Source organism: Serratia sp. Res13-Sevr-LER1-36-b (assembly GCF_015673035.1).
GTDB classification, from domain to species: Bacteria; Pseudomonadota; Gammaproteobacteria; order Enterobacterales; family Enterobacteriaceae; genus Chania; species Chania fonticola_C.
The window spans coordinates 172,827-195,513 of the sequence record NZ_JADACK010000023.1 but is presented as its reverse complement, the minus strand read 5'-3'; the positions used below and the strand labels follow the sequence as shown (position 1 = coordinate 195,513).

The following is a 22,687-nucleotide window of genomic DNA, read 5'->3' as shown; positions in this document are numbered from 1 at the left end:
TATATAATATGAGATGTGGCAATATTCTAACTCCTCTTGGTTCCAAAACTGGGTAGTGTTGATCGCCCATTCTCCTCAACCAACAGAGTTAACCCTTCGACATGCCATACAGATGTTATCTCGGCCCGATCTCTTTTGGAACCTCATTGATAAATGTTCAACGTTAAGGCGTTAAACATGATATCACCGCACCAGACCTGGTCAGGCTCCGTTACTGCGAACTGACGCTCCAGTCTATTTGGCAGACTTATGTGCTCCTGAGTCGATTTTCTGTAGGCATGTTTTCCCGGCTGGCAGCTACTCAGACCCAGCGCTTTCATTATCTTGCTTGCCCGGTACCGGCTTAACGCAAGTCCCTACGGAGCTGTCTTGCCCATGATTCGAGTGCCGATGTGCTGACATTCATGGCTTGGCTAGCTGCGCGGAATGAGTAGCCCTGGTCAAGGATAAGTTGAGCGCATTCAAGTTTAAATTCAGCAGAGAAAGTCCGCCTCGTTTTGTTAGTCATTTTGTCACCTGTTTAGTGGTTGAGGTGATGATATCACCTCTATTCAGGTGGCCAAATTCACTATGCCACTACAATCACCATGTCGACGTCGTTATTCTCAGGTGCAACCCGCCGTGCAGGAATAAAGGCAGCAGGAACAGCAACGGTGGCGTCATCTTGATGATGTTTGAGCCAGTAATAAAAGGTAGCGATATTCAGGTCATGCAGCCGAAAATAGTGTTTTTTAGACATTCCACTCTGTTGCCAGGCGTCAAGATGTTGCTGCCGTTCACTGCGAGAATACCGTATTGTCATCGTTCACCTCAGGTAGATTGTATCGATGAGGTCAGCATGCAATAGCGGAATGTCGTTAACAATGTGAGTTCACCGTCCGGTTACCGTCAAAAGGCCCTTATGGGGTTCCTACGCCATGAATGAAAAGTGCATAATAACGTCAGAGGGCGTAGGCTGGACGGGAATAGTAATGAGCGCAAACTAATTCGAATTATAAATCAGTTCAGTGTACAATCCTTTAAGTCCATCAAGCGATAAAAACTGAGACGGCCTAGCCTTCTTTAATTCATTTTGAAAGTTGTATCTCTCACTCGAATTAACTAAAACAACGCATTTTTTAGCACGAGTTATACCAACATAATGCAGATTTAGGCACTGCTCATAATTTGTAAACACCTCATCATAAGAACCCTTTATAAACTCACGCCTAGGCAAAATCCAGTCGTAAAGATCAAGGTGAAACACATAATCAAACTCCAGACCTTTTGATTTATGCAAAGTCATTATCTGCAACTCATCATCTCTCACCGGAAGATAATTATTAATCATCATTTTGCTAGCTATGATTTCATTAATTGCATCGATATGATTAGAGTATATTTCGCATCCAGTTAATTCTTTAATAACGGCTCTAATAGCCGGAATCAAATTTTCATACTCAACAGTTCGTACATTCCCAATAGATCTTCTTAAGGACTTCATCTCCAACTTGCTTAATATTTTATTTTTTGTACCATCTATGATGCCTTGGGCTGTCGCATTATTATTATAACGGTACATCATAAGGTATTTTATCAAGGCTGATGTGTCACCGCTAATTTTAGATAACGAATCATCTAAATAAGCTCTACTCTTAGTTTTAACTAAGTTAGAAATCATGCTGACTGAACCATTAGTCGCTAATAAGATAGCAATTTCGCTTTCTTTTTTTATTTTAAACCTCACTTTAATACCCTCTATTTGTGAGTCAATCCATGATGCAATCTGACTCTGATTGCCGTTTATGCATATTCTCTCAACAAAATTGCCTTCACTTTTCAGCAATGGACAACCCTTATCAATAAGTCTACTCGCGTAATTAACTATAGAAGAGTGAGATCTATGATTTAAAGTTAGCTTAAATGGTTCAAAACCGCTCCCCTTACCAGTAAGTTCAATGAGGTATTCAGAACTTCTTCCTGCGTAAGAGTAAATAGCTTGATCAACATCACCTACAGCCGTTGATCTGATACTTAGACTTGAAAGATATAAAAATATAGCATGTTGTACATAGCCTGCATCTTGATACTCATCTACATATAGAGATATATATTTTGAAGAAAAACACCGATTACATGCTAATGATTTAATTAAAATGTAATAGGCAAGTAATGGGACGAACTCCAAAACTATAAATCCCTTAAGGTATAGATTCTGCATTTTAGAAAAGTCATAATTACCGATATCAGCGCAGATTGATTTCATATCACAATACTCAGATAAATACTTCTGCCAATCTATTGACAAAGCATCAAGCTTAATAGTGTTTATGGTTTCTACTTTCCCCCACAAGTGAGAAATATACTTATATATTATCTCAGTTAGATAAAACTTATCCATAGTTCCAAAGAAACTTGACTTAATATTCGATAAATATTTGCCACATCTTTTTTTTAACTCATCACTTGCTTTATTTGTATAAGATATTGCTATGACACCTTGATAATCATTGCAAGATGAAAGGTCATTGATAATCCTCTCAATAATAACTGCTGTTTTCCCACTTCCAGGACAAGCAGTCAGCACCATATGTCCTGGATGATCAATAGCATTTTTTTGTTCATTCGTGAGCTCTATTTTCATATCTCCTCCTTAGCTAAACTTACCGCTAATTGTAATGGTTTTATGAGCTCACCATCTCTTAGCCTTTTAAGGCTATCACTATTTCCTTTTAGGAACTCCCTCATTCTAATTGCTTTTCTTCCTCTAAGATATTTTGCAGCATCTTCATCATTATCGACTCCTGCATAGTCCCTTAACTCTTCACCAAGCTCGATACTAACATCATGCTCCAAATCGATATGTGATACAAATACATTCCTTACATTCAATAATTCATTATATTTCTCTCGCTCACTCAACAATTGCGACTTAGTAATTACCACATTGCTTGGTAATAATTTAGTTGAACCAATAAGTGACAGCGCACGGTTTAAACCTGCATATTGCCATTCTTGTTTTTTAGGGATTTTAGAGCAATCATTATCTGTTCTTACCACCCAATCTATTTCAAATGCGTCGAGTATTTTTTTATAAACTTCAAACTGGATACCATCAACCGATAACAAGCTTACATTATAAAAATCCAGATCAATTTCATTTGATGAGGCCAATTCTTGGTAGAATAACAATTCAGAGGGACCTTCCACTAAAAAAACCACTTTAGAAAAGAAGGCTTCAGCAGGTATTATGCTTATTCTATAGCCCATTCCATCCCATGCATTACTTATGCAATTAGAGCACCCCTCACTAGCAGCATATGATTCACCGTCTTTATGATTTATCTTAATTATCGAATCAGGTTTATAATTCACAGCTATTTGTGGCGAATGCGTGGTTACTATTGATTGACCAGGCAATTTATTAATTAGGTATTCTGATATCTTTCTCTGCTGGTGAGGATATAAATGAGATTCAGGTTCTTCAACACAATAAATAACCACTTCATTCTCAACATCATGTTCACGAACACTTTTTGCTTTCCAAAGGGCTAACAATATCTGATTATTAAACCCATCGCCACCTAGCATAACTTTTTTACCATTAGAGTTTGAGCTCAACTCTAATTTTTCAATAAACTGATCAATTCCTATAGCCCCAGAGTCTAATTGTACTATATGTTTCTCGTTGTTATATGAAAGTTTTTTCAACTCATCGTTGAGCTCTTGAGTTGCCATAGAAACATAACTAATCTCTTTGACTTTATTATTTACATTATCCAACAAACCGGTTAATTCTGAAAGTAATCCTTCATCCTTTTTTGATTGTTCTTCGCTCCTACTTTCTTGGGCTAATCTTAGTAAGTGTTTTTTTTCGGTGGAGATATACTTTAATAAATCCCTCTGGGAATTAACATATCTCAAGTTAAGATGCTTCAAATAAAAACGACTATTAACCTCGTTAAAATCATCAAGTTTGTGACCAATGTATAGTTTATAATCTAACTTTATCCTGCTAGCAACATATCTTATAAATGTTTTTCCATCATCGCTTACGTAACCACCTAATCTTGAAAGAACAGCGTCTTCTTTCACATCTCTAAATTCAATAGTAATTTCAAAAAATTCACTTTGCTCACCTTTACTATTAATATGAAAATCGCTACTTTTTGGTTCAATATCTAGCTCTGATAAACTTTTATCCAAAAGTATCCTTAATGAATATATTAAATTAGTCTTCCCAACATCATTACTACCAATAATTAAAGTCGACTTGTTGAATTTAATATAACTATCAGAATAGTTCCTAAAAGACTTCAAATAAACATTATCGATGTACATTTAATTTCCCTCAAAAAATGTTGAATACCATTGAAACATTTCTCTTCGTTGTTCTAAATACTGAGCATGATTGTAGGTACCGCGAATGCTATTTTTATCCACATGCGCCAACTGCATTTCAATCCAAGCAGTGTTGTAACCTTGTTCATGCAAAATAGTAGATAAAGTATGCCTAAAGCCATGACCGGTAACACGCCCAGCATAGCCAATGCGTTTGATGAGTTGATTAATGCTTGCCTCACTCATCGGCTTGTTCGGATCGTTCCGCCCCGGAAATACATAACGATAGTTCCCTGTCATCATTTGCAGTTCATTCAGTATATCTAACGCTTGTTGTGACAAAGGTACAAGATGAGAGGGGCGCATTTTCATTCTTTCGGCTGGAATTTCCCAAATAGCGTTAACTAGATCAAATTCTTGCCATAATGCAGCTCTCAACTCTATGGTTCTAACCCAGATAATCATTAGTAATTTAGTTGCTAATTGAACTAATTTGCTACCTGAGTAGGCTTCCAGTGCAACGAGAAAATCAGGGATTTCACTGGCGGCCAAGAATGGAAAATGGTTGGATTGGTGAACTTCTAATGCACTGGAGAGATCGGCGGCAGGATTAAAATCGGCACGACCTGTCGCAGTTGCGTAGCGGAAAACCTCAGAACAACGCTGCCGAACTTTGCGCATTTTCTCTAATGCACCACGGGCCTCTATCTTACGAAGCACATTAAGCAGCTCAAGAGGCTTTATTTCTGATATGGGCCTTTGTACTACATAAGGGAAAATATCGTTTCTGAAGGCTTCCATGATGTCAGAGGCATATCCAGCCGACCATCCGGCCGACTTCAATTGATGCCATTCCTTAGCAATCACTTCGAACGTGTTTCCATCCCCTACTTGTTGAGCCAGTTTCTGCTCTTTGCGGACTTCACTCGGATTGCGTCCCTCGGCAACTAGCTTTCGAACTTCATCATGTTTTGTTCGCGCCTCAGCCAGTGTGACAGTAGGATATACACCGAAGGAAATCATCTTTGGTTTACCGGCAAAGCGCTAGCGGAAACGCCAGCTTTTGCTGCCGTTGGGTTCAACTAAAAGAGATAAGCCCAGACCATCGCCAAGTATATAAGATTTGGTATCTGACTTGGCACGACGTATCTGCATATAATTAAGGCGCATGTGTATAGAATTTCCAGACCGAACAGAGTTATACACGATCCTACACACATTTAACTCTGGATTCTACCGAGCACCCTCGGATACATACGGACAATAAAACCAGCATCAACATGTTTTAAATGGTTTTTTGACTTATTCGGATACTCTAGGATGTTGAGATGGTGCCGACAATAGGAGTCAAACCTACGACCTTTGCATTACGAATGCTAGCCAAATCAAAAAATGAGTACACATATGAGTACAAACATAAAACAATATAGAATCAATGGCATGATAACTAAATCATAGTCCAACACCCAACTTTAACACTAAACAAATCAAGTAATCAGCCCACACCTGTAATCACTCCTCGCACTTAGAACTGGTTACATACCTCCCCACACAACCACATACATTTCCTGTTTTGCGCGTCAGCACCTGCCATATAGCCCTTTCCTGCGAAACCAAAGAGACCCTTTTACTGGGTAAGTGACCTGAAAAAAGCAAAACATGCAGGTTAATCTGTATAAAATCGCTCTGGGTACGCAGGTGGGTACATAGATCACCTTCCCCTTGCAGGTACTAGCTGAAGCATAATCCAGATCAGGTAATACGGGTAATTTCTCAGCCCCTAAGGGCACCCCGAGTCGACGTTTGCCATTATTAGCGCTGCCGCCAGTGAGGTCAATCACGCGATAGTGTCAAAAAATAAAAAGGAGACGCCGTCCCCCCCGGATAATGTATAGTTTGCGTTTGACGGGGAAACCATGCTCACTCACTCATCTATCCGCCTGAACAAATACATTAGCGACAGCGGCATTTGTTCTCGTCGATCTGCCGACCGCCACATCAAGCAAGGCAACGTTTTCATCAACGACAAGTTAGCCTCCGTGGGCGCTCAGGTATTGGTCGGGGATGTGGTGAAAGTTAACGGCCAGCCGATCGAACCGCGTGATGCGGGCGATCTGGTGCTTATCGCTCTGAATAAGCCTGTTGGCATCATCACCAGCATGGGGAAGCACGTGCGGGATAACATTGGTGATTTCGTTAATCACAGCAGACGCGTCTTTCCCATCGGACGCCTGGATAAAGACTCCCAGGGGCTGATTTTCCTGACCAATGACGGCGAACTGGTCAATAAGATCCTCCGTGCTGGCAACAATCACCAAAAAGAGTACCTGGTGACCGTCAACAAACCGGTGACCGATGAGTTTATTCAGGGCATGAGCGCAGGCGTCCCCATCCTGGGCACGGTGACTCAAAAATGCCTAGTGGAACAAGAAGCCCCGCAGGTGTTTCGCATCACCCTGGTGCAAGGGCTTAACCGCCAAATCCGCCGCATGTGCAAATATTTTGGTTATGAAGTCACCAAGCTTGAGCGCGCACGTATTATGAACATCATTCTGAAAGGGTTGCCGCTAGGCGAATGGCGGGATTTCACCGCTGAGGAACGGAGCGAGCTATTTAAGCTGATTGAACACTCCTCGTCCGAGGATATTTTCGCCCAGAGGGTCGGCGGCCAAGCATAACCGCCTCATCATCATTCAATTGCGGGAAAGCACCCGGCACCACCCAGTTGTAATGCGGTGCAAGTGAATCCCTGACGAAAATTATTTATGCGTAACAACCGGCGTACAGCTTGGTGCGCTCAGCGTTGGGGCCGACAATAGAAGACCCGGCATCATCATCGAAGAGCAGTCAAAAATTCGCCCTTTCTCAGTAGTAGCTCGGTAAGAAAGTTTCTGTCCACCCAAGGCATCAGGTTGGGCGCTATTAACATTGGTCACGGTAATTTCATCCGATGATCCCAGACCCAGCATTTTAGCTGTTTCCGCCTGCAACAGCGGTATTGCCTGATCGGTTTTCAATGTTGAACAACCCGCCGCCAATAGCGTAACAGTTAAAGCGATAAACATTCTTTTCATAAATCATCCTTTAAAACCAAACAGAATCCTGATGGGTCTCTATGTTTTTCAGCGTATGAACTCCCGCGTAATATATTTCTCCGCCATAAATAAAGGAACCCTCCTAAGGTAGGGTATGCTCACGCTATATTGTGTGATGGGCGAGCAACTGATCTTGCGGCAATCGTTGATTAACCTGATACAAAATACACTGCGTTACTCCAGGAATGGGGCGTACTGATAGCGATCCGTCCTCACTTAGCGGGTCTGCAATTTTCTTGAAAATCTGCACCTTCCTGCCTTTACCTCTCCTTGCGTTCGAAATTGCAATCAACCTCTCAAAACAGCCGATAATTATCAGTTGATCTTGTTTTCATTCGGCTCTATCTTCTCGCATCCGGGTACATGAAGCGGCTCGCTGGATGCGGTCTATCCCTCCTCCCCTTTCCGTCTACCAAACGGATTTATGACTCTTTTCTTGTCAGAGTTACCACACGGCATTTGATAACTTTCGGTAAACATGAACTCAACGGTTAAAGATACCCTGGCAGCACGTGACGTCACCCTCACCCCGTGGACAGGCTTTTACTTCCTGCAGTCGCTGCTGATCAACTTCGCCCTCGGCTATCCATTTAGTCTGCTGTATGCCGTGGCCTTCGGCTGTGTGTTACTGCTGCTGTGGCGTCTCAGCCCACGCTTGCAAAAGAGTGTGATCGGGCTGTTTAGCCTCATCGCTGCCATGTACTTCCCGTTTGCTCAGGCCTATGGCTCGCCCAATTTTAATACCCTGCTGGCGTTACACTCGACCTCGGTGGAAGAGTCCAGCGAGATATTGACCATCTTCCCATGGTACAGCTATCTGGTGTCCCTGTTTATTCTGGCTCTGGGCATTATCGCGTTGCGCCGTAAGCCAACCCCAAAAGGCGCTTGGAACACCTTCAACAGCTTATGTCTCACCATCAGCGTGGTCTGCTTTTTTGTCACGCCAGTACAGAATCTGGCGTACGGTGGCGTGTTTAAATTGACCGATTCTGGTTATCCCGTGTTTCGTTTCGTCAGGGATGTGATCGTCAATAACCAGGAAGTGATTGATGAAAAAGCCCGTATGCAGGCGTTTTCGCAGCTGAAAGATTCCTGGAACGTGCTGGCGGTGAAACCGAAATATCACATCTACATGGTAGTGATCGGCGAAAGCGCACGGCGAGATGCCTTAGGTGCGTTTGGTGGGCACTGGGACAATACCCCCTTTGCCAGCCACGTAAACGGCTCGCTGTTGCTTAACTATATTGCGGCCAGCGGATCAACACAGAAATCGCTCGGCTTAACGTTAACCCGTGTCATCAATGGCAAACCGCAGTATCAGGATAACTTCGTCACGTTGGCCAATCGGGCAGGGTTTCAGACCTGGTGGTTCTCAAACCAAGGCCAAATTGGTGAATATGACACCGCTATCGCCAGCATTGCCAAACGTGCCGATGAAGTGCAGTTTCTGAAAAACGGTGATTTTGAAGCGGATAAGAATACCCATGACGAAACGCTGCTCAAGATGACCGCCCAGGTTTTTGCCGCCCCACGCAGCACTAACCCGCAGTTGATCGTCTTACACCTGATGGGTTCACATCCGCAAGCCTGCGACCGGACTCAAGGGAAATACGTGGACTTTGTGCAGTCCAAAGAAACCTCCTGCTATCTTTACACCATGACGCAAACTGACAGCCTGCTGAAACAGCTCTATCAGCAGTTACGCGATACCGGGGAAAGTTTCTCAATGGTCTACTTCTCCGATCACGGCCTGGCGTTTAAAGAGCGCGGTACCCAGGTGCAATATCTGGCGCACGATGACCAGTTTCAGCAAAATTTTCAGGTCCCCTTTATGGTGCTTTCCAGCGATGACACCGAACACCGCCTGATTAAAGCCCCGCGTTCAGCCAATGATTTCCTGACCTTTTTCGCCTCGTGGACCGGGATAAAAACCAAAGAGCTAACGCCGAAATATTCGTTTCTTTCCGAGCAAAAAGCCGCCCCCATCTATATCACCAACTTTAAGCTCAAGAAGGTGGACTACACCCATTTGCAGACGGATATCTTTGAAACCCAAACGCGCTGAAGTGTAACAAGGTAGCCTTTGCATCTCGGGCCACTTCGTCTGTAATATGAGGCAGTTAAAATGAAAAGAGCCTGTTGACCAATGAAAAAACTGACTTTTCTACCCCTCACTTTCCTGACACTGGCGCTGGCGGGTTGCACCAGTGACTACATTATCACGACTAAATATGGCGATATCCTACAGGCCCATGGTGAACCTGACACTGACCGCAATAGCGGTATGACCAGCTATACGGGCATGAACGGCGACTATCATCTGATCAATACCAATGATATTTCAGGGATAGTCAAAAAATAGCCTTTCCTGCGGCTGCATGACTTTCACGCCCACTATGCGTAAAGCCTTGCCATGGATTGCAGCAGTTGCATTTTTTATACAGGCCCTTAGAAACTAGCGACCTGTTCGTTGTTAACGCCCCCGATAAAGGTTATACCCCATCTGCTGGGCAACAGCCGCAACCATTTTTTGCCCCCGTACGCTGTTACCAACGGGATCAAGAGGGGGTGAGAACGCGGCAATCCCCATTACGCCGGGCACCACGGTCAAGATACCGCCTCCAACACCACTTTTACCTGGTAAACCAACGGTATATGCCCAATCGCCAGAACTGCCATACATCCCTTCCATCGTCATTTCTGCCAAGATAAAGGGCGTGTTAGACTCTGTCAGCACTCGCTTTTTGCTGACGGGGTTGATACCACCGGCGGCAATTGTCGCCCCCATCGTGGCCAATTCAATGGTATTAAGCAGCGTTGAGCATTGGCGGGTATACACATCGCAGGCTTCCATTGGATCGCAGTACATCGCATCAGCGCTATAGAGTAACCAGGCGATCGCACGGTTATGGAAGTTGGTCGTTTGCTCTGAATCATTCACCTCGTCAGAGAGTGCGATCTGTGCCCCCGCTAGCCGCTGTTGCATATCAAGAATACGCAACCAGCGGTTTTCCCGGTCACTCGCTTTCACTAAGCTCACCGTTGACATTGCCCCGGCATTCACCAGCGGTGAGAGGGGTTTACCTTTATGTAGCTCCAGAGCAATCACTGAGTTAAAGGGCAAGCCAGTGGGATCGGCACCAATCTTGTCCTGAACCTGTTGTGGGCCAACATCTTCCAACGCCAAGGCGAGCGAGCACACTTTGGAAATTGACTCCAGCGCAAAGCGAAACTCCGCATCCCCCTGAGAAATGATATCCCCGTCGACGGTCACAATCGCCAAGGCGGCTAAATGGCTTGGCACGCTCGCTAAAAAAGGGATATAGCTGGCATTCTCGCCGCCACTCAATGTGGAATACTGCGCATAGGCATCCGATGCCACCTGTTGAAGACGTTGTAAATCGATAGTCATGTTGTTGCCCCCCAGACTGAATTTGCGGAGTTGGGAGATAATACTCCCAACCCTTGAAAGAAATATTAAGGTTTTGGCACCTGAGCGGCTGTTACAGCAGGCTCAATAGTTCTCATCACGCCAATGGCTATGCAAAGCCACCATCAGGCCCAGCCATTCTAGGCCCGCCCACTTAAACATAGCGTAATAGGCAACCAATGAGCTCTGGGTGAGGTTGATATCGGGTTGAGGGCCCCAAAAAACCGCTAGCGTGCCTAGCACAAAGGTTACCCACTGCTGCTAACATAATGGCGATAGGATAGTTTCAATAGCGATGTGACCAGCTCTACCGGCATAAACGGCAATTATCATCTGATCAGAGTGAAAAAATAGCGGCTGTCTGAGTTTTTATCTTCTCAACCGTAGCGGCTTTCTTGTTTATTCGAGTTAACCAAACAAATAGAACTTTCGCTAACCAGGCTTGAATAAGCCTGGCTGCGATAATGTTGAAGCGATATCCGCCCTTATTTAGCCGCCAGCTTACACAGCGTTAACGCCACGTTATAGGAAGCCTCGAACGACTTAAGGGGTAAAAACTCGAACCGAGAATGGAAGTTGTGCGCGCCGGTAAAGAAATTGGGTGTTAATAACCCCTTGGCGGACAACGCAGCACCGTCTGTACCGCCGCGCATCGGGATGACTTTAGGCTCTATGTTCAACTCGGCCAGTGCGGCAAAAATCAAATCTATGGCCCGGCGGTCATCGGTGATGGCATTGCTGATATTGCTGTAGGTATCGGTGATGTGATACTCCACGCGGGCAGTAGGATATTGCACAGCAATCTTCTCTGCTACTTCACCAATCTGCTGTTTGCGGCGCTCAAAGTTCGCCAAATCGAAATCACGGATATTGGCTTTCAGCAGCGCTTCGCTTTGCGATGCCTGCATGCCGTTAAACCAGATATAACCTTCGCGCCCTTCGGTATGCTCAGGAGTCTGCTGGCGATCGAAGTGGCCGATGTAATCCATCGCCATCAGCAGCGGATTCACCAGCACACCTTTAGAGGACATCGGGTGACTGGTCACGCCGGTAAAGCGCAGTTCGGCGCTGGCGGCGTTGAAGTTTTCATACACCACTTCACCCAATTCGCAGCAGTCGATAGTCCAGGCAAAGTCGACGTCGAAACGCGCCAGATCCAGCGCTTTGGCGCCACACAGGCCAATCTCTTCGTCCGGTACAAACGCCACCACGATATCGCCGTGTTGGTCCTCTGCGGTAAGGTTTTCCAACACCGTCATCACTACCGTGACGGCCGCTTTGTTATCCGCCCCCAACACGCTGGTGCCATCGCTGAAAATAATCTCTTCCCCCGGATAGGCTTTGATTTCCGGGTGTTCAGCGGTGCGTAGCCAGATATCTTGCTGCGCGTTCAGGCACAAGTCCTCACCGGTAAAACGCAAGATTTGTGGATGGATGTCCGGCGATAAACCAACGTCTACGGTATCAATATGGGTGATGAATCCGATACGTGGCGCACCGGGTACGTTGCCTTTTTTCACTGCGGTGACGGTGGCATGTTCGTCAATAACCACATTATCCAGGCCGAGTTGGCGTAGTTCCTCAGCCAGCATCTCCGCCATGGCGAACTGACCAGGAGTGCTGGGCAAAGTACTTACCGCTGGGTTGCTCTGGCTGGTGACGGCCAGGTAGCGGAAGAAACGTTGGGTTAACTGCGTGGCGAGCGGTGAAGACATTATGTTGTGTATGAACGCATCCCGTTTGCAAGGCTTCCATGGCTAGGATCACCAGAGCAATCTTTCAGAATTCACCCTTTTGTTAGAGTTTATTTTTGCCAACTACTGCCTTTACCGAGGCTAGCGTTGACCTCATTGTTATCGTTCGATGTTGTTTGCTGACAATGTAAATTTAATGTTATTTATTAAGCGCTTTAGTACAAGCTTTATTTTTCAGTGGTAGGCTCACCAACAGGAAGATAGTGATGATAATTAAAATTACAAAGCTTGCGCTGGCCATAGCAGCGCTCTCAATAAGCTCTGGGGTAGCAGCAAAAACGTTAGTCTATTGTTCAGAAGGTTCACCAGAAAACTTTAACCCGCAACTCTACACCTCCGGGACCAGCGTCGATGCCAGCGCGGTGCCGATCTATAACCGACTGGTGGATTTCAAAGTCGGTACCACCGAACTGCAGCCTAGCCTGGCAGAAAGCTGGGACGTCAGCGAAGACGGTAAGGTGTACACCTTCCATTTGCGCCAAGGAGTGAAGTTCCAGAGCAACAAATATTTCAAGCCAACGCGCGACTTTAACGCCGATGATGTGATCTTCTCGTTTATGCGCCAGAAAGATCCAAACCATCCCTATCACAACGTTTCCAACGGCAACTACTCCAACTTCGAAAGCCTGGAGTTCGGCAAGCTAATCACCGCCATCGACAAGGTTGATGACCATACCGTGCGTTTCACGCTGGCCCATCCGGAAGCGCCGTTTGTTGCCGATTTAGGCTGGTATTTTGCCTCAATTCTCTCTGCGGAATACGCCAATAGCATGTTGAAGGCGGGCACGCCAGAGCGTGTGGATATGGAGCCGATTGGCACCGGGCCGTTTGAATTGAAGCAATATCATAAAGACTCCCGCATCCTGTTTACCGCCTTCCCTGATTACTGGCAGGGCAAAGCGAAAATCGACCGTCTGGTTTTCTCCATCACGCCGGACGCGTCGATCCGTTACGCCAAGCTGGAAAAAAATGAATGCCAGGTGATGCCGTTCCCTAACCCGGCAGACCTGCCACGCATGAGGGAAAATAAAGACATCAACCTGATGCAAAAAGCGGGCTTGAACACCGGCTTCCTGGCGTTTAACACTCAAAAGGCCCCGCTGGATAACGTGAAGGTCCGTCAGGCATTGGCGCTAGCCATTAATAAACCGGCAATCATCGAGGCAGTATTCCAAGGTACTGGCACTGCGGCGAAAAATATACTGCCTCCGGGCGTGTGGAGTGCCGATGCGGATTTGAAAGACTACGATTACGATCCGGAGAAGGCCAAAGCCCTACTGAAAGAAGCTGGTTTCGCCAACGGTATGACCATCGATCTGTGGGCAATGCCGGTTCAGCGCCCGTATAACCCGAATGCCAAGCGCATGGCCGAGATGATCCAGGCCGACTGGGCGAAAGTGGGCGTAACGGCCAAAGTGGTCACCTTTGAGTGGGGCGAGTACCTGACACGGGTGAAAAACGGCGAGCACCAGGCCGCACTGATGGGCTGGACCACGGCAACCGGCGACCCGGATAACTTCTTTGGCCCGCTGTATAGCTGTACGTCAGCCAACGGCGGCTCTAACTCGTCGAAGTGGTGTTATCAGCCGTTTGATAAGCTGATCCTGGAGGCTCGAGCCGAAAGTAATCACCAAAAGCGCGTTGATCTGTACAAAGAAGCCCAACAGATGATGCACGACCAGATGCCTGCGGTGATGATTGCCCACTCGACGATTTTTGAGCCGGTGCGCAAAGAGGTCACCGGATACGAAATCGACCCGTTCGGCAAACACATTTTCTATCAGGTCGATGTGAAATAAACGCTGACGCTTGAACGATGACTCAGGGCTTCAAACCGAGAGGGATGAAGCTTTTTTTTGGCGAAAAGCTCATTCAAGGTATGTTGCCTATTAAGCCCCAAAAAACTCGAATAGTATGATGTTTGAAGAATAAAACCGCCATCGCCTGTGATCCAGAACCTATATTTAATTAATGAGGCCTGCCTTTTTCGGCCAGGGTTCCACAGGGAGAAAAGTATCAACCACTTATTCGGCCACCAATGGCTGCTGGCAATGACGTTGATCACCAGCGCCAATGCGGCTCCCACAACGCCACCGGATCCGATTGTTCTGGCGCAGGAGCAATTGGCCCAGATTGCTGCCTACCAGTGCAGGATCGACTCCCGTTCGGCACAAGGCGATCGTACCCTGATGCGTTACAGCTACCGTAAGCCGGGCTATGTGCGGATGGATTTTAGCGAACCTCATCGCGGTGCCGTGCTGATCTATGATCCCGACAGCGGTAAGGTGCGCGTATGGCCATTCGGTATCGGCACTCTGCCAGTGTTGAGCCTGTCCCCCAGCAACTCGTTGGTACAAGGCCCTAATGGCCATCGCGTAGACCAATCGGACGTCGGCACCTTGCTGCGTAATATTCGCCACCTCCAGCAAAGGGGGAAAACGACCGTGATCGGCAAGGAAGCCCTGGCAGGCCAAGCCGCTTTACATGTCACCATCCTTGGAGCGACAGGGGTTAGCATCGATGGCGTTCACCGTTATGAGGTTTGGCTAGAGGATAGCCACGGCTTCCCAACCAAGGTGGTCAGCTACGATAGCAACGATCGAGAAATGGAAACCGTGATGATGGATGCGCTGGTGTTCAACCTGCATTTTCCCGCTGACTTCTTTACCCCTTAAGGCAGAACCTGATATGGCCGAATACCAGTTAACCACCCTCTGGCGCATCAAAGCCCCGTTACCAACGGTATGGGAGGTGCTTTATCATCCCGATATCTGGCCAAGCTGGTGGAAAAACCTGTTACAGGTGATTGAGATAGGCAAAGGCGATACGCTCGGCATCGGTGCGTTGCATCGTTATACCTGGCAAGGCGTACTGCCTTACCGCATCACCTTTGATATGCATATCGTGAATATTGTGCCGTTACAGTTACTGGAGGGGCAAGCCAGTGGCGAAGTAGAAGGGGTCGGCCAATGGCTGTTAAGTTCCGATGGGGTTTATACCCTTGCGCGTTATACCTGGCATGTCCGAACCACTACGCTCTGGATGAACTGCCTGGCACCGCTGGCGGCACCGTTATTTCGCTGGAACCACGATGCGGTGATGCGGGCCGGAGCCAAAGGATTGGCGCAACGGCTGGGTACCAGCGTTGAAATGAGTTGATTGTCAGCTATAGTGCTAGCAAATCATCAGGAACCGCCATGCACATAAGACCTTACCAAGAGGCCGATCGCCCTTTCCTACGCAGCCTGTATCTGACCGCCCGCCAAGCCACCTTTATCTGGCGTGATACGCGAAATTATCGGCTGGAAGATTTTGATCGCTCAACGATTGGCGAAGAGATCTGGGTAGCCGAGCAGGACGGCAAACTGCTCGGCTTTGTCTCGATTTATCGCGCCGAAAATTTTATTCATAATCTGTATGTCGACCCCCTGTTGCCGCCACAGGGCGTGGGCAGCGCGCTGTTGCATGCCGCAGAGCAGACGTTTACCTCAACCGGCTCGCTCAAGTGCCTGGTGAAAAACGACAAGGCGCTGGCGTTCTATCACAAACACGGCTGGCAGATCGTCTCCACCGGTGGTGACGGCGGCGAAGAGTATTACCTTTTACATTCACCGAAAGGATAGCGTTGTTCTTAAGCTTGCGGTTTCAGCACAATGGAACAAGCGTATCTGTCCGCCGGATGGATAGACACCGTCGTTTCGAACGTTTCACCATGGCGATCAACGTAACGACGAACAATCCTCAGTGCGGGTGAGCCGGGTTCAACGCCAAGCACTTTGGCAATTTTCGGCGATACGCCAACGGCGGTGATGGTCTGCCGAACCTCTTCACTCTTGACCCCATAATGTTTTTCAATCAGCTCGCTGATCAATGCGTAGGGATCGCTGCGCACCAGGCGACGTATCTTGTCATAAATAAGTCGGGTATAGCTGTCTGTCCAGCAGATGGGGGCGTCTTTCTTTGCGCCGTCTTCACGGATACTGGCGATATGTAACCAGCGCGATCCTGGCGCACCACCGATCACTTGAGATAGCTCCTCATCAGCCACCACCTCATCAATCTTTTTCACCACCCGAAGGTTATTGTTGGCCAGGAAAAGCAAATCTTCCAGGCTGGCCAGCGGGTGATTCATAGCGCTGTCTGATTTTTTTTCCACTATCAGCGTGCCAATCCCCTTACGCCTGACGATCAACCCCTGCTCGGTGATATCACGCAAGGCTTCACGAATGGTATGTCGGCTGACATCAAACTGTTCGCACAGCTCCATTTCAGGTGGCAACAGCGTACCTACCGGGTACTTACCCGAGGCAATGCTTTGCACCAGCTCACGAGCAATACGTTTATAAAGAGATTCTTTCATAGCGGTCTGGCCGTTACTCCCGAAAAATTTTCAGATCAACATCACAAAGTTGTAGCAAGACAGCTTTGCTCAAATGTCCGTACATTATATATTGTCCGTACATATCAAATGTACGGACATTTAAAGTAACCTGAACAGCAAGAGTCCTCGTTTCCTCGCGCCTCACGAGCTGCTGTTTAGCCACCTGTCCCTATATGACATATGAAATAAATCTTACCACCATTCTTACACTCAGGGAGGCAATATGGCTTCTAATGTTCTTGATTCTATTCTGTTCCGTGACGCTTTTGGTACCCCGGAAATGCGTGCCATTTTTGATGATCGCGAGTTGGTGCGCAAGTACGTCGAGGTGGAGGTCGCTCTGGCCAAAGCCGAAGCCCGCTGTGGGGTGATCCCAGTGGAAGCCGCAGAGGAAATTGCGGCCAGCTGCAGTGCTGACACGCTGGATTTTGACCTACTGCGTCATGAAACCGAAATCGTTGGCTATCCCATTTTACCGTTGGTGCATCAGATATCGAAGCAGGCTGGCAGCTCAGGGGGATACGTTCACTGGGGGGCAACGACACAAGATATTATGGATACCGCAGTAGTCCTGCAAATCCGCGATGCATTCGAACTTATCGAAACCGATATCAACGAACTACGCCGCATTCTGGCTGACATGGCACAGCGCTACCGAACCACCCCAATGGCCGGACGCACCCATTTGCAGCAAGCCTTGCCGATCACCTTCGGCTATAAGGCAGCAATATGGCTCAATATGTTTGATCGGCACGCCGAACGCCTGGCGCAAGCCCGCCCGCGCGTCCTGGTAGGCCAATTCGCCGGAGCCGCCGGGACGTTGGCATCGCTGGGGGATAAGGGGCTGGTTGTGCAGCAGGCGATGATGGAAGAGCTGAGGTTGGGCACTCCGGACTCCACCTGGCATGTAGCACGCGACGGTTTTGCCGAAGCCGTTAACCTGTTGGGCCTGATCACCGGATCGTTGGGCAAAATCGCCTATGACGTCATGCTAATGGCCTCAAACGAATTCGGCGAACTCTATGAGCCCTTCGTCAAAGGCCGTGGTGCCAGCAGTACCATGCCGCAAAAACGCAATCCCATATCCAGTGAGCTTATGCTGGCCTGCGCCAAAGGAGTTCGTCAGCAGGCTGGGTTGATGTTGGATGCGATGGTCCAGGATCTGGAGCGCGCTACCGGGCCCTGGCATGCCGAATGGATAGCCATCCCAGAAAGCTTCATTCTCAGCGCCGGTGCACTGAAGCAGGCAAGATTTATGCTCGGTGGGCTGATTGTGGATGAAGCTGCCATGGCAAAAAACCTGGACATGACGAATGGGTTGATCGTAGCCGAAGCCGTGATGATGGGGCTTGCACCTTATATTGGCCGCCAGGATGCCCATGATGTGGTGTATGACGCCTGCCGCATTGTCAATGAACAGGGAGGACGCCTCGCCGATGTGCTGAACGCGTTACCGGCCATTGCCAGTCGTCTGCAGCCAGAGCTGATTGAGCAGCTTACCGACCCGACCAATTATTTGGGTATGGCACCGCAAATGGTGGATCGGGCAGTACAGCAATCAGCCAAACAGGGCTAACGCATCCGCAGGAAATTCAATCCTTGTATAAGGAGATAATTATGTCAGCAGGATCACCCGACAGAAAGAAAAAAGCTATCGCCACCCTGATCCCACTGCTTTTAGGCTTGGCGATCTGGCTTTACCCGGTCCCCGAGGGATTAACACCGCAGGCTTGGCAGATGTTCGCCATCTTTGCAGCAACTATTGCGGCTATTCTGACTCAACCACTGCCCTCCGGGGCAGTCATGCTGGTCGCGCTTTGCGTAGCCATTTTTACCGGAACCCTGACGGAGGCTAAAGCCTTATCCGGCTTTGCCAGTGGGACAGTATGGCTGATTTTCTGTGCTTATATCCTGTCACTGGGGTTCGTTACCTCCGGCTTGGGCAAGCGTATCGCCTATAAAATGCTGTCACTATTTGGTGGCAGCAGCCTGGGGATTGCCTACTCGCTAGGGGTATCCGATCTGATTATGGCTCCGGCCATGCCATCGGTAACCGCCAGATCGGGAGGCATCATCTTTCCCATCGTACGCTCTATCAATGAAGTCTTAGGATCAGCTCCAGGTAAGAGCGGTAAAAAGATCGGCGACTTTCTGATTATGGTGTGCTTCCAGTTCACCCCCATTACCGGGGCCATATTTCTGACGGGTATGGCGGCGAACCCACTGGTGGGCAGCCTGGCAAAAGATTCGTTGGGGGTAGAAATAACCTGGGGTGGCTGGTTCGTGGCCGCGGTCGTTCCCGCCATGGTGTGCTTTTTCCTGATGCCACTGCTGGTCTATAAGATCTTGAACCCGGAACTTAAAAAGACCCCGGAAGCGAAAGACATGGGACGCCGTGCTCTCAATGAGCTGGGCGCTATGTCAGGCGTTGAAAAAAAGGTCGCGCTGGGTTTTATCTTGGCGCTGCTGGGCTGGGGCACCAGTCTGCTGACAGGATTATCGGCCACCACGGTAGGGCTGGGGTTGGCTGCCTATCTGTTTGCTACTCATGCCGTGAGTTGGAAAGACCTGCTTAAAGATCAGGCCGCGTGGGATACGGTGATCTGGTTCAGCGTCATCATCAGCCTGGCGGGCGGGCTATCCAGCCTCGGTTTTATCAGTTGGATGACCACCAAGCTCGAAACCACTATTAGCGGTTTTGGCGCAATGCAGACGTTTGTCATTCTGGGGATACTGTATATTTATGTGCATTATCTGTTTGCCACGGCCTCCGGCCATGTCGCTGCACTGTATGCACCGTTCGCGGCTACCGCTATCGCTGCTGGCGCGCCACCGATGATGGTTGCCATCTGTTTTGGTATTTTCAGCAATTTGATGTGGGGAAATACCGAATATGGCGGCGGCCCTGGCCCCATTTACTTCGCTCAGGGATATTTTGAACGGCCACGTTTCTACAAAATCAACTTTTGCGTGGTGACGTTCAACGTCATTCTGATCTTCGTTGTCGGCCTCGCCTGGTGGAAATTGCTAGGGTACTATTGATTACTATTACCGAATCAGGCGTCATGGGCATAGCGCCTGATTCATTCAGTGCATTCACTCCCCATAACCAACCAAGGAATAGCCATCGTGGATCCGGCTGGCGTCAATACAGGGATAGACACCTACCGCGCACAAACAAAGCGCTACGTACATCTGCTTTTTGCCCTTCAGGCGATAGGTGCATCCTCACCTGCGATTATCATCTCACTGGGCGGATTGGTGGGTGAGACATTAAGCAGTAATAAAGCCTTATCCACGCTGCCGGTCAGTCTCTTCAACATTGGCCTGGCCTTGTCCGTGTTACCTGTAGGAGCCCTGATAGCCCGCTTTGGGCGCGTTAACGCCTATACCCTTGGTGCGCTCAGTGCGTTCATCGGTGGGATAATAGCTGCATGGGGCGTCATAAACGGCTCCTTCATCCTGTTCTGTCTGGGCTGTCTGATGGCCGGGGGTTACGCGGCGTGCGTGCAAAGCTACCGTTTTGCGGTAACGGATTATGTCACCAAACCTGAGCAACCCGTGGCGATCTCCCGGGTTATGCTTGGCGGACTGTTGGCAGCAGTGATTGGCCCACAACTGGTGATCTGGACGCAAAACCTGTTGCCAGTTCCCCTGTCGGCCAGTTTCCTCGGGCAGTCTCTGCTGGCGTTGATTGCGTTGCTGCTTTTATGGCAAATGCGGCGCATGACCGCTCGCTTGGCGGCTCAACAAAACCCGCTTTCCGACCCCGTTCAAACAACATCAACAGATAAAATTCGCTCTCTGGGGGAAATCGCTGGTTCATTGCGCTTTATCACCACCGCAGTGGCAGCCTTGGTCTCTTATGGGCTGATGACGTTTATGATGACCGCAACGCCGCTGGCGATGATCCATCACGGACACAGCCTGTCTACTGCCACATTAGGTATCCAATGGCATATTCTGGCCATGTACGCGCCGGCGTTTATCACTGGCCGGCTGATATCGCGTTTCGGGCCACGTAACGTCTGCGCCAGCGGGCTATTGCTGACGGCCTGCGCCGCTGCGGTTTCCATGATAGGCACCGAGGTCATCTGGTTCTGGGGAGGATTAATTCTGCTTGGCGTCGGCTGGAACTTTGGCTTTGTCAGCGCGACCGTCATGCTGAGCGCTTGTTACACACATCAAGAACGGCTGAAGGTTCAATCACTGAATGACTCTTTTGTCTTCGGCACCACCGCATTAGCCTCTCTGTTATCTGGGCAGATGATGCATATTCTCGGCTGGTTCTGGCTGAATATGCTGGTGTTTATCCCAGTCGTCATTGCGTTGGGATTGTTGTTTATCCAGGGTATGGCGGAAAAAAAAGCGGCAGCATAACCCTGCGCTGGCGTATGGAAGGGTCAACGGCAATATTTCAGCGTGCGCCACCAAAACAGCAATGCCACCAGGCTTACCGAGCCGCCCAGCCAGCATACGCCATGCCACCCCGCCCACGCATAAATATGGCTACCGGCAAACGCCCCCAACCCACTGCCGACGGCATAAAACAGCATGTAGCACCCAACCAGACGACTGTGGGACTGCGGATGCGCAGTGAAAATCATACTCTGGTTGAGGACATGGATTGCCTGCCCGGCCAGATCCAGCAAGATGATACCGCCAATCAGGTACGCCATTCCTCGCTCCATCAACCCAAGCGGCAACCAAGCGATCATCAGCAACAACAGGCACATCCCGCTAGCTAGCTGCCCCCAGCCTTGGTCAGCTAGATGCCCGGCCCTCATCGCCGCCAGCGCACCAACTGCCCCTACCAACCCAAATGCACCAATGGTCGAATGAGAAAAAAGAAATGGGGGCTGGCTCAAGGGGAGAACCAGCGTGCTCCAGAAGATGCTGAATGCCGCGAACATCAGCAACGCCAACATACCGCGTACCTGCAAAATCCGGTCATGGCGCAACAGGCCCAGCATTGAGCTCAGCAGTTGCCAATAGCTTAACTTCAACTCGCAAGCTGGCTGCTTTGGCAATAAACGAGCCAGAACAGGAAGCAATATCAGGGTAATCGCCGCTGAGAAAAAGTAGACCGTTCGCCAACCGCCGATATCCGCCAGTAACCCAGAGAGAGTGCGCGCCAGCAGTAAACCCATCACCACTCCGCCCTGAGCGGCCCCCACCACGCGTCCACGTTCCTGCGGGGAGGCCAACGTAGCGGCAAAGGCGATCAATCCCTGCGTCATCGCGGTTCCCAACAGCCCCACCAGCAGCATGGCCGCCAGTAGTGCCAGACTACTACTAGACACAACAACCATCAGCAAAGCAGCAATCAACAGTATTTGCTGCACCGCCAGCAGGCGATGGCGATCCAGCAAATCCCCCAAAGGAACCACCAATAACAGCGCACAGGCACAACCGATCTGGGTCGCCGCGATCACCATCCCTACCCTTGCCAGGCTGATATTAAAATCCACCGCAATGGCATCAAGCAGCGGTTGCGCGTAATAAACATTGGCCACGCTGAAAGCGCAGGCTGCTGCCAACAGCAGCACCAGTGACGAAGGTAAAAGCTCAACAGATTGCGAGCGGAAGGCTTCCAGCGGTTTATCACTCATCAAGCGCCTCATTAAAAGTGGTTTCATTATTAAACTCAATGCACTTTAGTGAAAGAGGTTTTATAATGCAACCAGAATAATTCTGGAGCCGCAGC

At 48.7% G+C, this 22,687-nt stretch carries 18 protein-coding genes, 3 pseudogenes and 1 riboswitch; of the genes and pseudogenes, 10 read left to right on the top strand and 11 right to left on the bottom strand.

What is annotated here, in order from left to right:
• Nucleotides 1-173 precede the first annotated feature (173 nt).
• The 5 genes and pseudogenes from IMQ33_RS26230 to IMQ33_RS18520 form a co-directional block, all read right to left on the bottom strand.
• A pseudogene (locus tag IMQ33_RS26230) lies at nucleotides 174-545 on the bottom strand (transposase); the annotation flags it as partial.
• 23 nt (nucleotides 546-568) lie between these two features.
• A complete protein-coding gene (locus tag IMQ33_RS18535; protein WP_196062096.1) occupies nucleotides 569-802 on the bottom strand; it encodes a hypothetical protein in 234 nt (77 codons plus the stop codon).
• Nucleotides 803-982: 180 nt separating this feature from the next.
• Complete coding sequence (locus IMQ33_RS18530; RefSeq protein ID WP_196062057.1) at nucleotides 983-2,623, bottom strand: UvrD-helicase domain-containing protein; 1,641 nt, start codon at nucleotides 2,621-2,623, stop codon at nucleotides 983-985.
• The gene (locus IMQ33_RS18525; protein ID WP_196062058.1) at nucleotides 2,620-4,320 is read right to left on the bottom strand and encodes an ATP-dependent endonuclease; all 1,701 of its coding nucleotides are present in this window, start codon (nucleotides 4,318-4,320) and stop codon (nucleotides 2,620-2,622) included. Before IMQ33_RS18525 ends, IMQ33_RS18530 begins: the two co-directional genes overlap by 4 nt.
• Nucleotides 4,321-5,490 (bottom strand): annotated as a pseudogene (locus IMQ33_RS18520) (tyrosine-type recombinase/integrase).
• 530 nt (nucleotides 5,491-6,020) lie between these two features.
• Nucleotides 6,021-6,124, bottom strand: a riboswitch (TPP riboswitch).
• 112 nt (nucleotides 6,125-6,236) lie between these two features.
• Here IMQ33_RS18520 and rluF point away from each other — a divergent pair.
• Nucleotides 6,237-6,998, top strand: a complete 762-nt coding sequence (gene rluF, locus IMQ33_RS18515; protein ID WP_173408884.1) for a 23S rRNA pseudouridine(2604) synthase RluF — start codon at nucleotides 6,237-6,239, stop codon at nucleotides 6,996-6,998.
• Nucleotides 6,999-7,079: 81 nt separating this feature from the next.
• On the opposite strand, the gene IMQ33_RS18510 is transcribed toward rluF, so the two are convergent.
• Nucleotides 7,080-7,394, bottom strand: coding sequence for a hypothetical protein (locus IMQ33_RS18510; RefSeq protein ID WP_065686580.1), 315 nt, complete (start codon nucleotides 7,392-7,394; stop codon nucleotides 7,080-7,082).
• Between the two features lie 499 nt (nucleotides 7,395-7,893).
• Between IMQ33_RS18510 and IMQ33_RS18505 the strand changes: the two genes are divergently transcribed.
• Both IMQ33_RS18505 and IMQ33_RS18500 read left to right on the top strand, forming a co-directional pair.
• Entirely contained in the window at nucleotides 7,894-9,480 is a 1,587-nt protein-coding gene (locus IMQ33_RS18505; RefSeq protein ID WP_196062059.1) for a phosphoethanolamine transferase, read from the top strand.
• Between the two features lie 81 nt (nucleotides 9,481-9,561).
• Complete coding sequence (locus IMQ33_RS18500) at nucleotides 9,562-9,777, top strand: YgdI/YgdR family lipoprotein (protein WP_098930089.1); 216 nt, start codon at nucleotides 9,562-9,564, stop codon at nucleotides 9,775-9,777.
• 111 nt (nucleotides 9,778-9,888) lie between these two features.
• On the opposite strand, the gene glsA is transcribed toward IMQ33_RS18500, so the two are convergent.
• The 3 genes and pseudogenes from glsA to pepT form a co-directional block, all read right to left on the bottom strand.
• Nucleotides 9,889-10,827, bottom strand: coding sequence for a glutaminase A (gene glsA, locus IMQ33_RS18495; protein WP_196062060.1), 939 nt, complete (start codon nucleotides 10,825-10,827; stop codon nucleotides 9,889-9,891).
• Between the two features lie 135 nt (nucleotides 10,828-10,962).
• Nucleotides 10,963-11,131, bottom strand: a pseudogene (locus IMQ33_RS26225) (amino acid transporter); the annotation flags it as partial.
• A 199-nt stretch (nucleotides 11,132-11,330) separates the two neighbouring features.
• Nucleotides 11,331-12,560, bottom strand: a complete 1,230-nt coding sequence (gene pepT / locus IMQ33_RS18490; RefSeq protein ID WP_065686586.1) for a peptidase T — start codon at nucleotides 12,558-12,560, stop codon at nucleotides 11,331-11,333.
• A 245-nt stretch (nucleotides 12,561-12,805) separates the two neighbouring features.
• Here pepT and IMQ33_RS18485 point away from each other — a divergent pair, with 245 nt between their 5' ends.
• From IMQ33_RS18485 to IMQ33_RS18470, 4 genes are all read left to right on the top strand, one after another.
• A complete protein-coding gene (locus IMQ33_RS18485; protein WP_098930083.1) occupies nucleotides 12,806-14,398 on the top strand; it encodes an ABC transporter substrate-binding protein in 1,593 nt (530 codons plus the stop codon).
• Between the two features lie 252 nt (nucleotides 14,399-14,650).
• Nucleotides 14,651-15,274 (top strand): DUF1571 domain-containing protein, encoded by a 624-nt coding sequence (locus tag IMQ33_RS18480; RefSeq protein ID WP_196062061.1) that lies wholly within the window; start codon nucleotides 14,651-14,653, stop codon nucleotides 15,272-15,274.
• Between the two features lie 13 nt (nucleotides 15,275-15,287).
• On the top strand, nucleotides 15,288-15,758 hold the full coding sequence (locus IMQ33_RS18475; RefSeq protein ID WP_196062062.1) for an SRPBCC family protein: 471 nt from the start codon (nucleotides 15,288-15,290) through the stop codon (nucleotides 15,756-15,758).
• Nucleotides 15,759-15,796: 38 nt separating this feature from the next.
• Nucleotides 15,797-16,222 carry a GNAT family N-acetyltransferase gene (locus tag IMQ33_RS18470; protein ID WP_196062063.1) on the top strand — a complete coding sequence of 142 codons (426 nt, stop codon included), beginning with the start codon at nucleotides 15,797-15,799 and terminating at the stop codon, nucleotides 16,220-16,222.
• An 8-nt stretch (nucleotides 16,223-16,230) separates the two neighbouring features.
• On the opposite strand, the gene IMQ33_RS18465 is transcribed toward IMQ33_RS18470, so the two are convergent.
• The gene (locus IMQ33_RS18465) at nucleotides 16,231-16,959 is read right to left on the bottom strand and encodes a GntR family transcriptional regulator (protein WP_065686591.1); all 729 of its coding nucleotides are present in this window, start codon (nucleotides 16,957-16,959) and stop codon (nucleotides 16,231-16,233) included.
• Nucleotides 16,960-17,203: 244 nt separating this feature from the next.
• On the opposite strand from IMQ33_RS18465, the gene IMQ33_RS18460 reads away from it, so the two are divergent.
• From IMQ33_RS18460 to IMQ33_RS18450, 3 genes are all read left to right on the top strand, one after another.
• Entirely contained in the window at nucleotides 17,204-18,556 is a 1,353-nt protein-coding gene (locus IMQ33_RS18460; RefSeq protein ID WP_196062064.1) for an adenylosuccinate lyase family protein, read from the top strand.
• A gap of 41 nt (nucleotides 18,557-18,597) precedes the next feature.
• Nucleotides 18,598-20,022 (top strand): DASS family sodium-coupled anion symporter, encoded by a 1,425-nt coding sequence (locus IMQ33_RS18455; RefSeq protein WP_065686593.1) that lies wholly within the window; start codon nucleotides 18,598-18,600, stop codon nucleotides 20,020-20,022.
• An 87-nt stretch (nucleotides 20,023-20,109) separates the two neighbouring features.
• Nucleotides 20,110-21,360 (top strand): MFS transporter, encoded by a 1,251-nt coding sequence (locus tag IMQ33_RS18450; RefSeq protein ID WP_253083137.1) that lies wholly within the window; start codon nucleotides 20,110-20,112, stop codon nucleotides 21,358-21,360.
• 23 nt (nucleotides 21,361-21,383) lie between these two features.
• Here IMQ33_RS18450 and IMQ33_RS18445 read toward each other — a convergent pair whose 3' ends face one another.
• Nucleotides 21,384-22,592, bottom strand: coding sequence for an MFS transporter (locus IMQ33_RS18445; protein ID WP_196062065.1), 1,209 nt, complete (start codon nucleotides 22,590-22,592; stop codon nucleotides 21,384-21,386).
• Nucleotides 22,593-22,687: the final 95 nt, after the last annotated feature.

Bases quoted from the DNA above. Each gene is read 5' to 3' on its own strand.
- IMQ33_RS18535 (WP_196062096.1), bottom strand. From the start codon at position 802: ATGACAATACGGTATTCTCGCAGTGAACGGCAGCAACATCTTGACGCC.
- IMQ33_RS18530 (WP_196062057.1), bottom strand. From the start codon at position 2,623: ATGAAAATAGAGCTCACGAATGAACAAAAAAATGCTATTGATCATCCA.
- IMQ33_RS18525 (WP_196062058.1), bottom strand. From the start codon at position 4,320: ATGTACATCGATAATGTTTATTTGAAGTCTTTTAGGAACTATTCTGAT.
- rluF (WP_173408884.1), top strand. From the start codon at position 6,237: ATGCTCACTCACTCATCTATCCGCCTGAACAAATACATTAGCGACAGC.
- IMQ33_RS18510 (WP_065686580.1), bottom strand. From the start codon at position 7,394: ATGAAAAGAATGTTTATCGCTTTAACTGTTACGCTATTGGCGGCGGGT.
- IMQ33_RS18505 (WP_196062059.1), top strand. From the start codon at position 7,894: ATGAACTCAACGGTTAAAGATACCCTGGCAGCACGTGACGTCACCCTC.
- IMQ33_RS18500 (WP_098930089.1), top strand. From the start codon at position 9,562: ATGAAAAAACTGACTTTTCTACCCCTCACTTTCCTGACACTGGCGCTG.
- glsA (WP_196062060.1), bottom strand. From the start codon at position 10,827: ATGACTATCGATTTACAACGTCTTCAACAGGTGGCATCGGATGCCTAT.
- pepT (WP_065686586.1), bottom strand. From the start codon at position 12,560: ATGTCTTCACCGCTCGCCACGCAGTTAACCCAACGTTTCTTCCGCTAC.
- IMQ33_RS18485 (WP_098930083.1), top strand. From the start codon at position 12,806: ATGATAATTAAAATTACAAAGCTTGCGCTGGCCATAGCAGCGCTCTCA.
- IMQ33_RS18480 (WP_196062061.1), top strand. From the start codon at position 14,651: ATGACGTTGATCACCAGCGCCAATGCGGCTCCCACAACGCCACCGGAT.
- IMQ33_RS18475 (WP_196062062.1), top strand. From the start codon at position 15,288: ATGGCCGAATACCAGTTAACCACCCTCTGGCGCATCAAAGCCCCGTTA.
- IMQ33_RS18470 (WP_196062063.1), top strand. From the start codon at position 15,797: ATGCACATAAGACCTTACCAAGAGGCCGATCGCCCTTTCCTACGCAGC.
- IMQ33_RS18465 (WP_065686591.1), bottom strand. From the start codon at position 16,959: ATGAAAGAATCTCTTTATAAACGTATTGCTCGTGAGCTGGTGCAAAGC.
- IMQ33_RS18460 (WP_196062064.1), top strand. From the start codon at position 17,204: ATGGCTTCTAATGTTCTTGATTCTATTCTGTTCCGTGACGCTTTTGGT.
- IMQ33_RS18455 (WP_065686593.1), top strand. From the start codon at position 18,598: ATGTCAGCAGGATCACCCGACAGAAAGAAAAAAGCTATCGCCACCCTG.
- IMQ33_RS18445 (WP_196062065.1), bottom strand. From the start codon at position 22,592: ATGAGTGATAAACCGCTGGAAGCCTTCCGCTCGCAATCTGTTGAGCTT.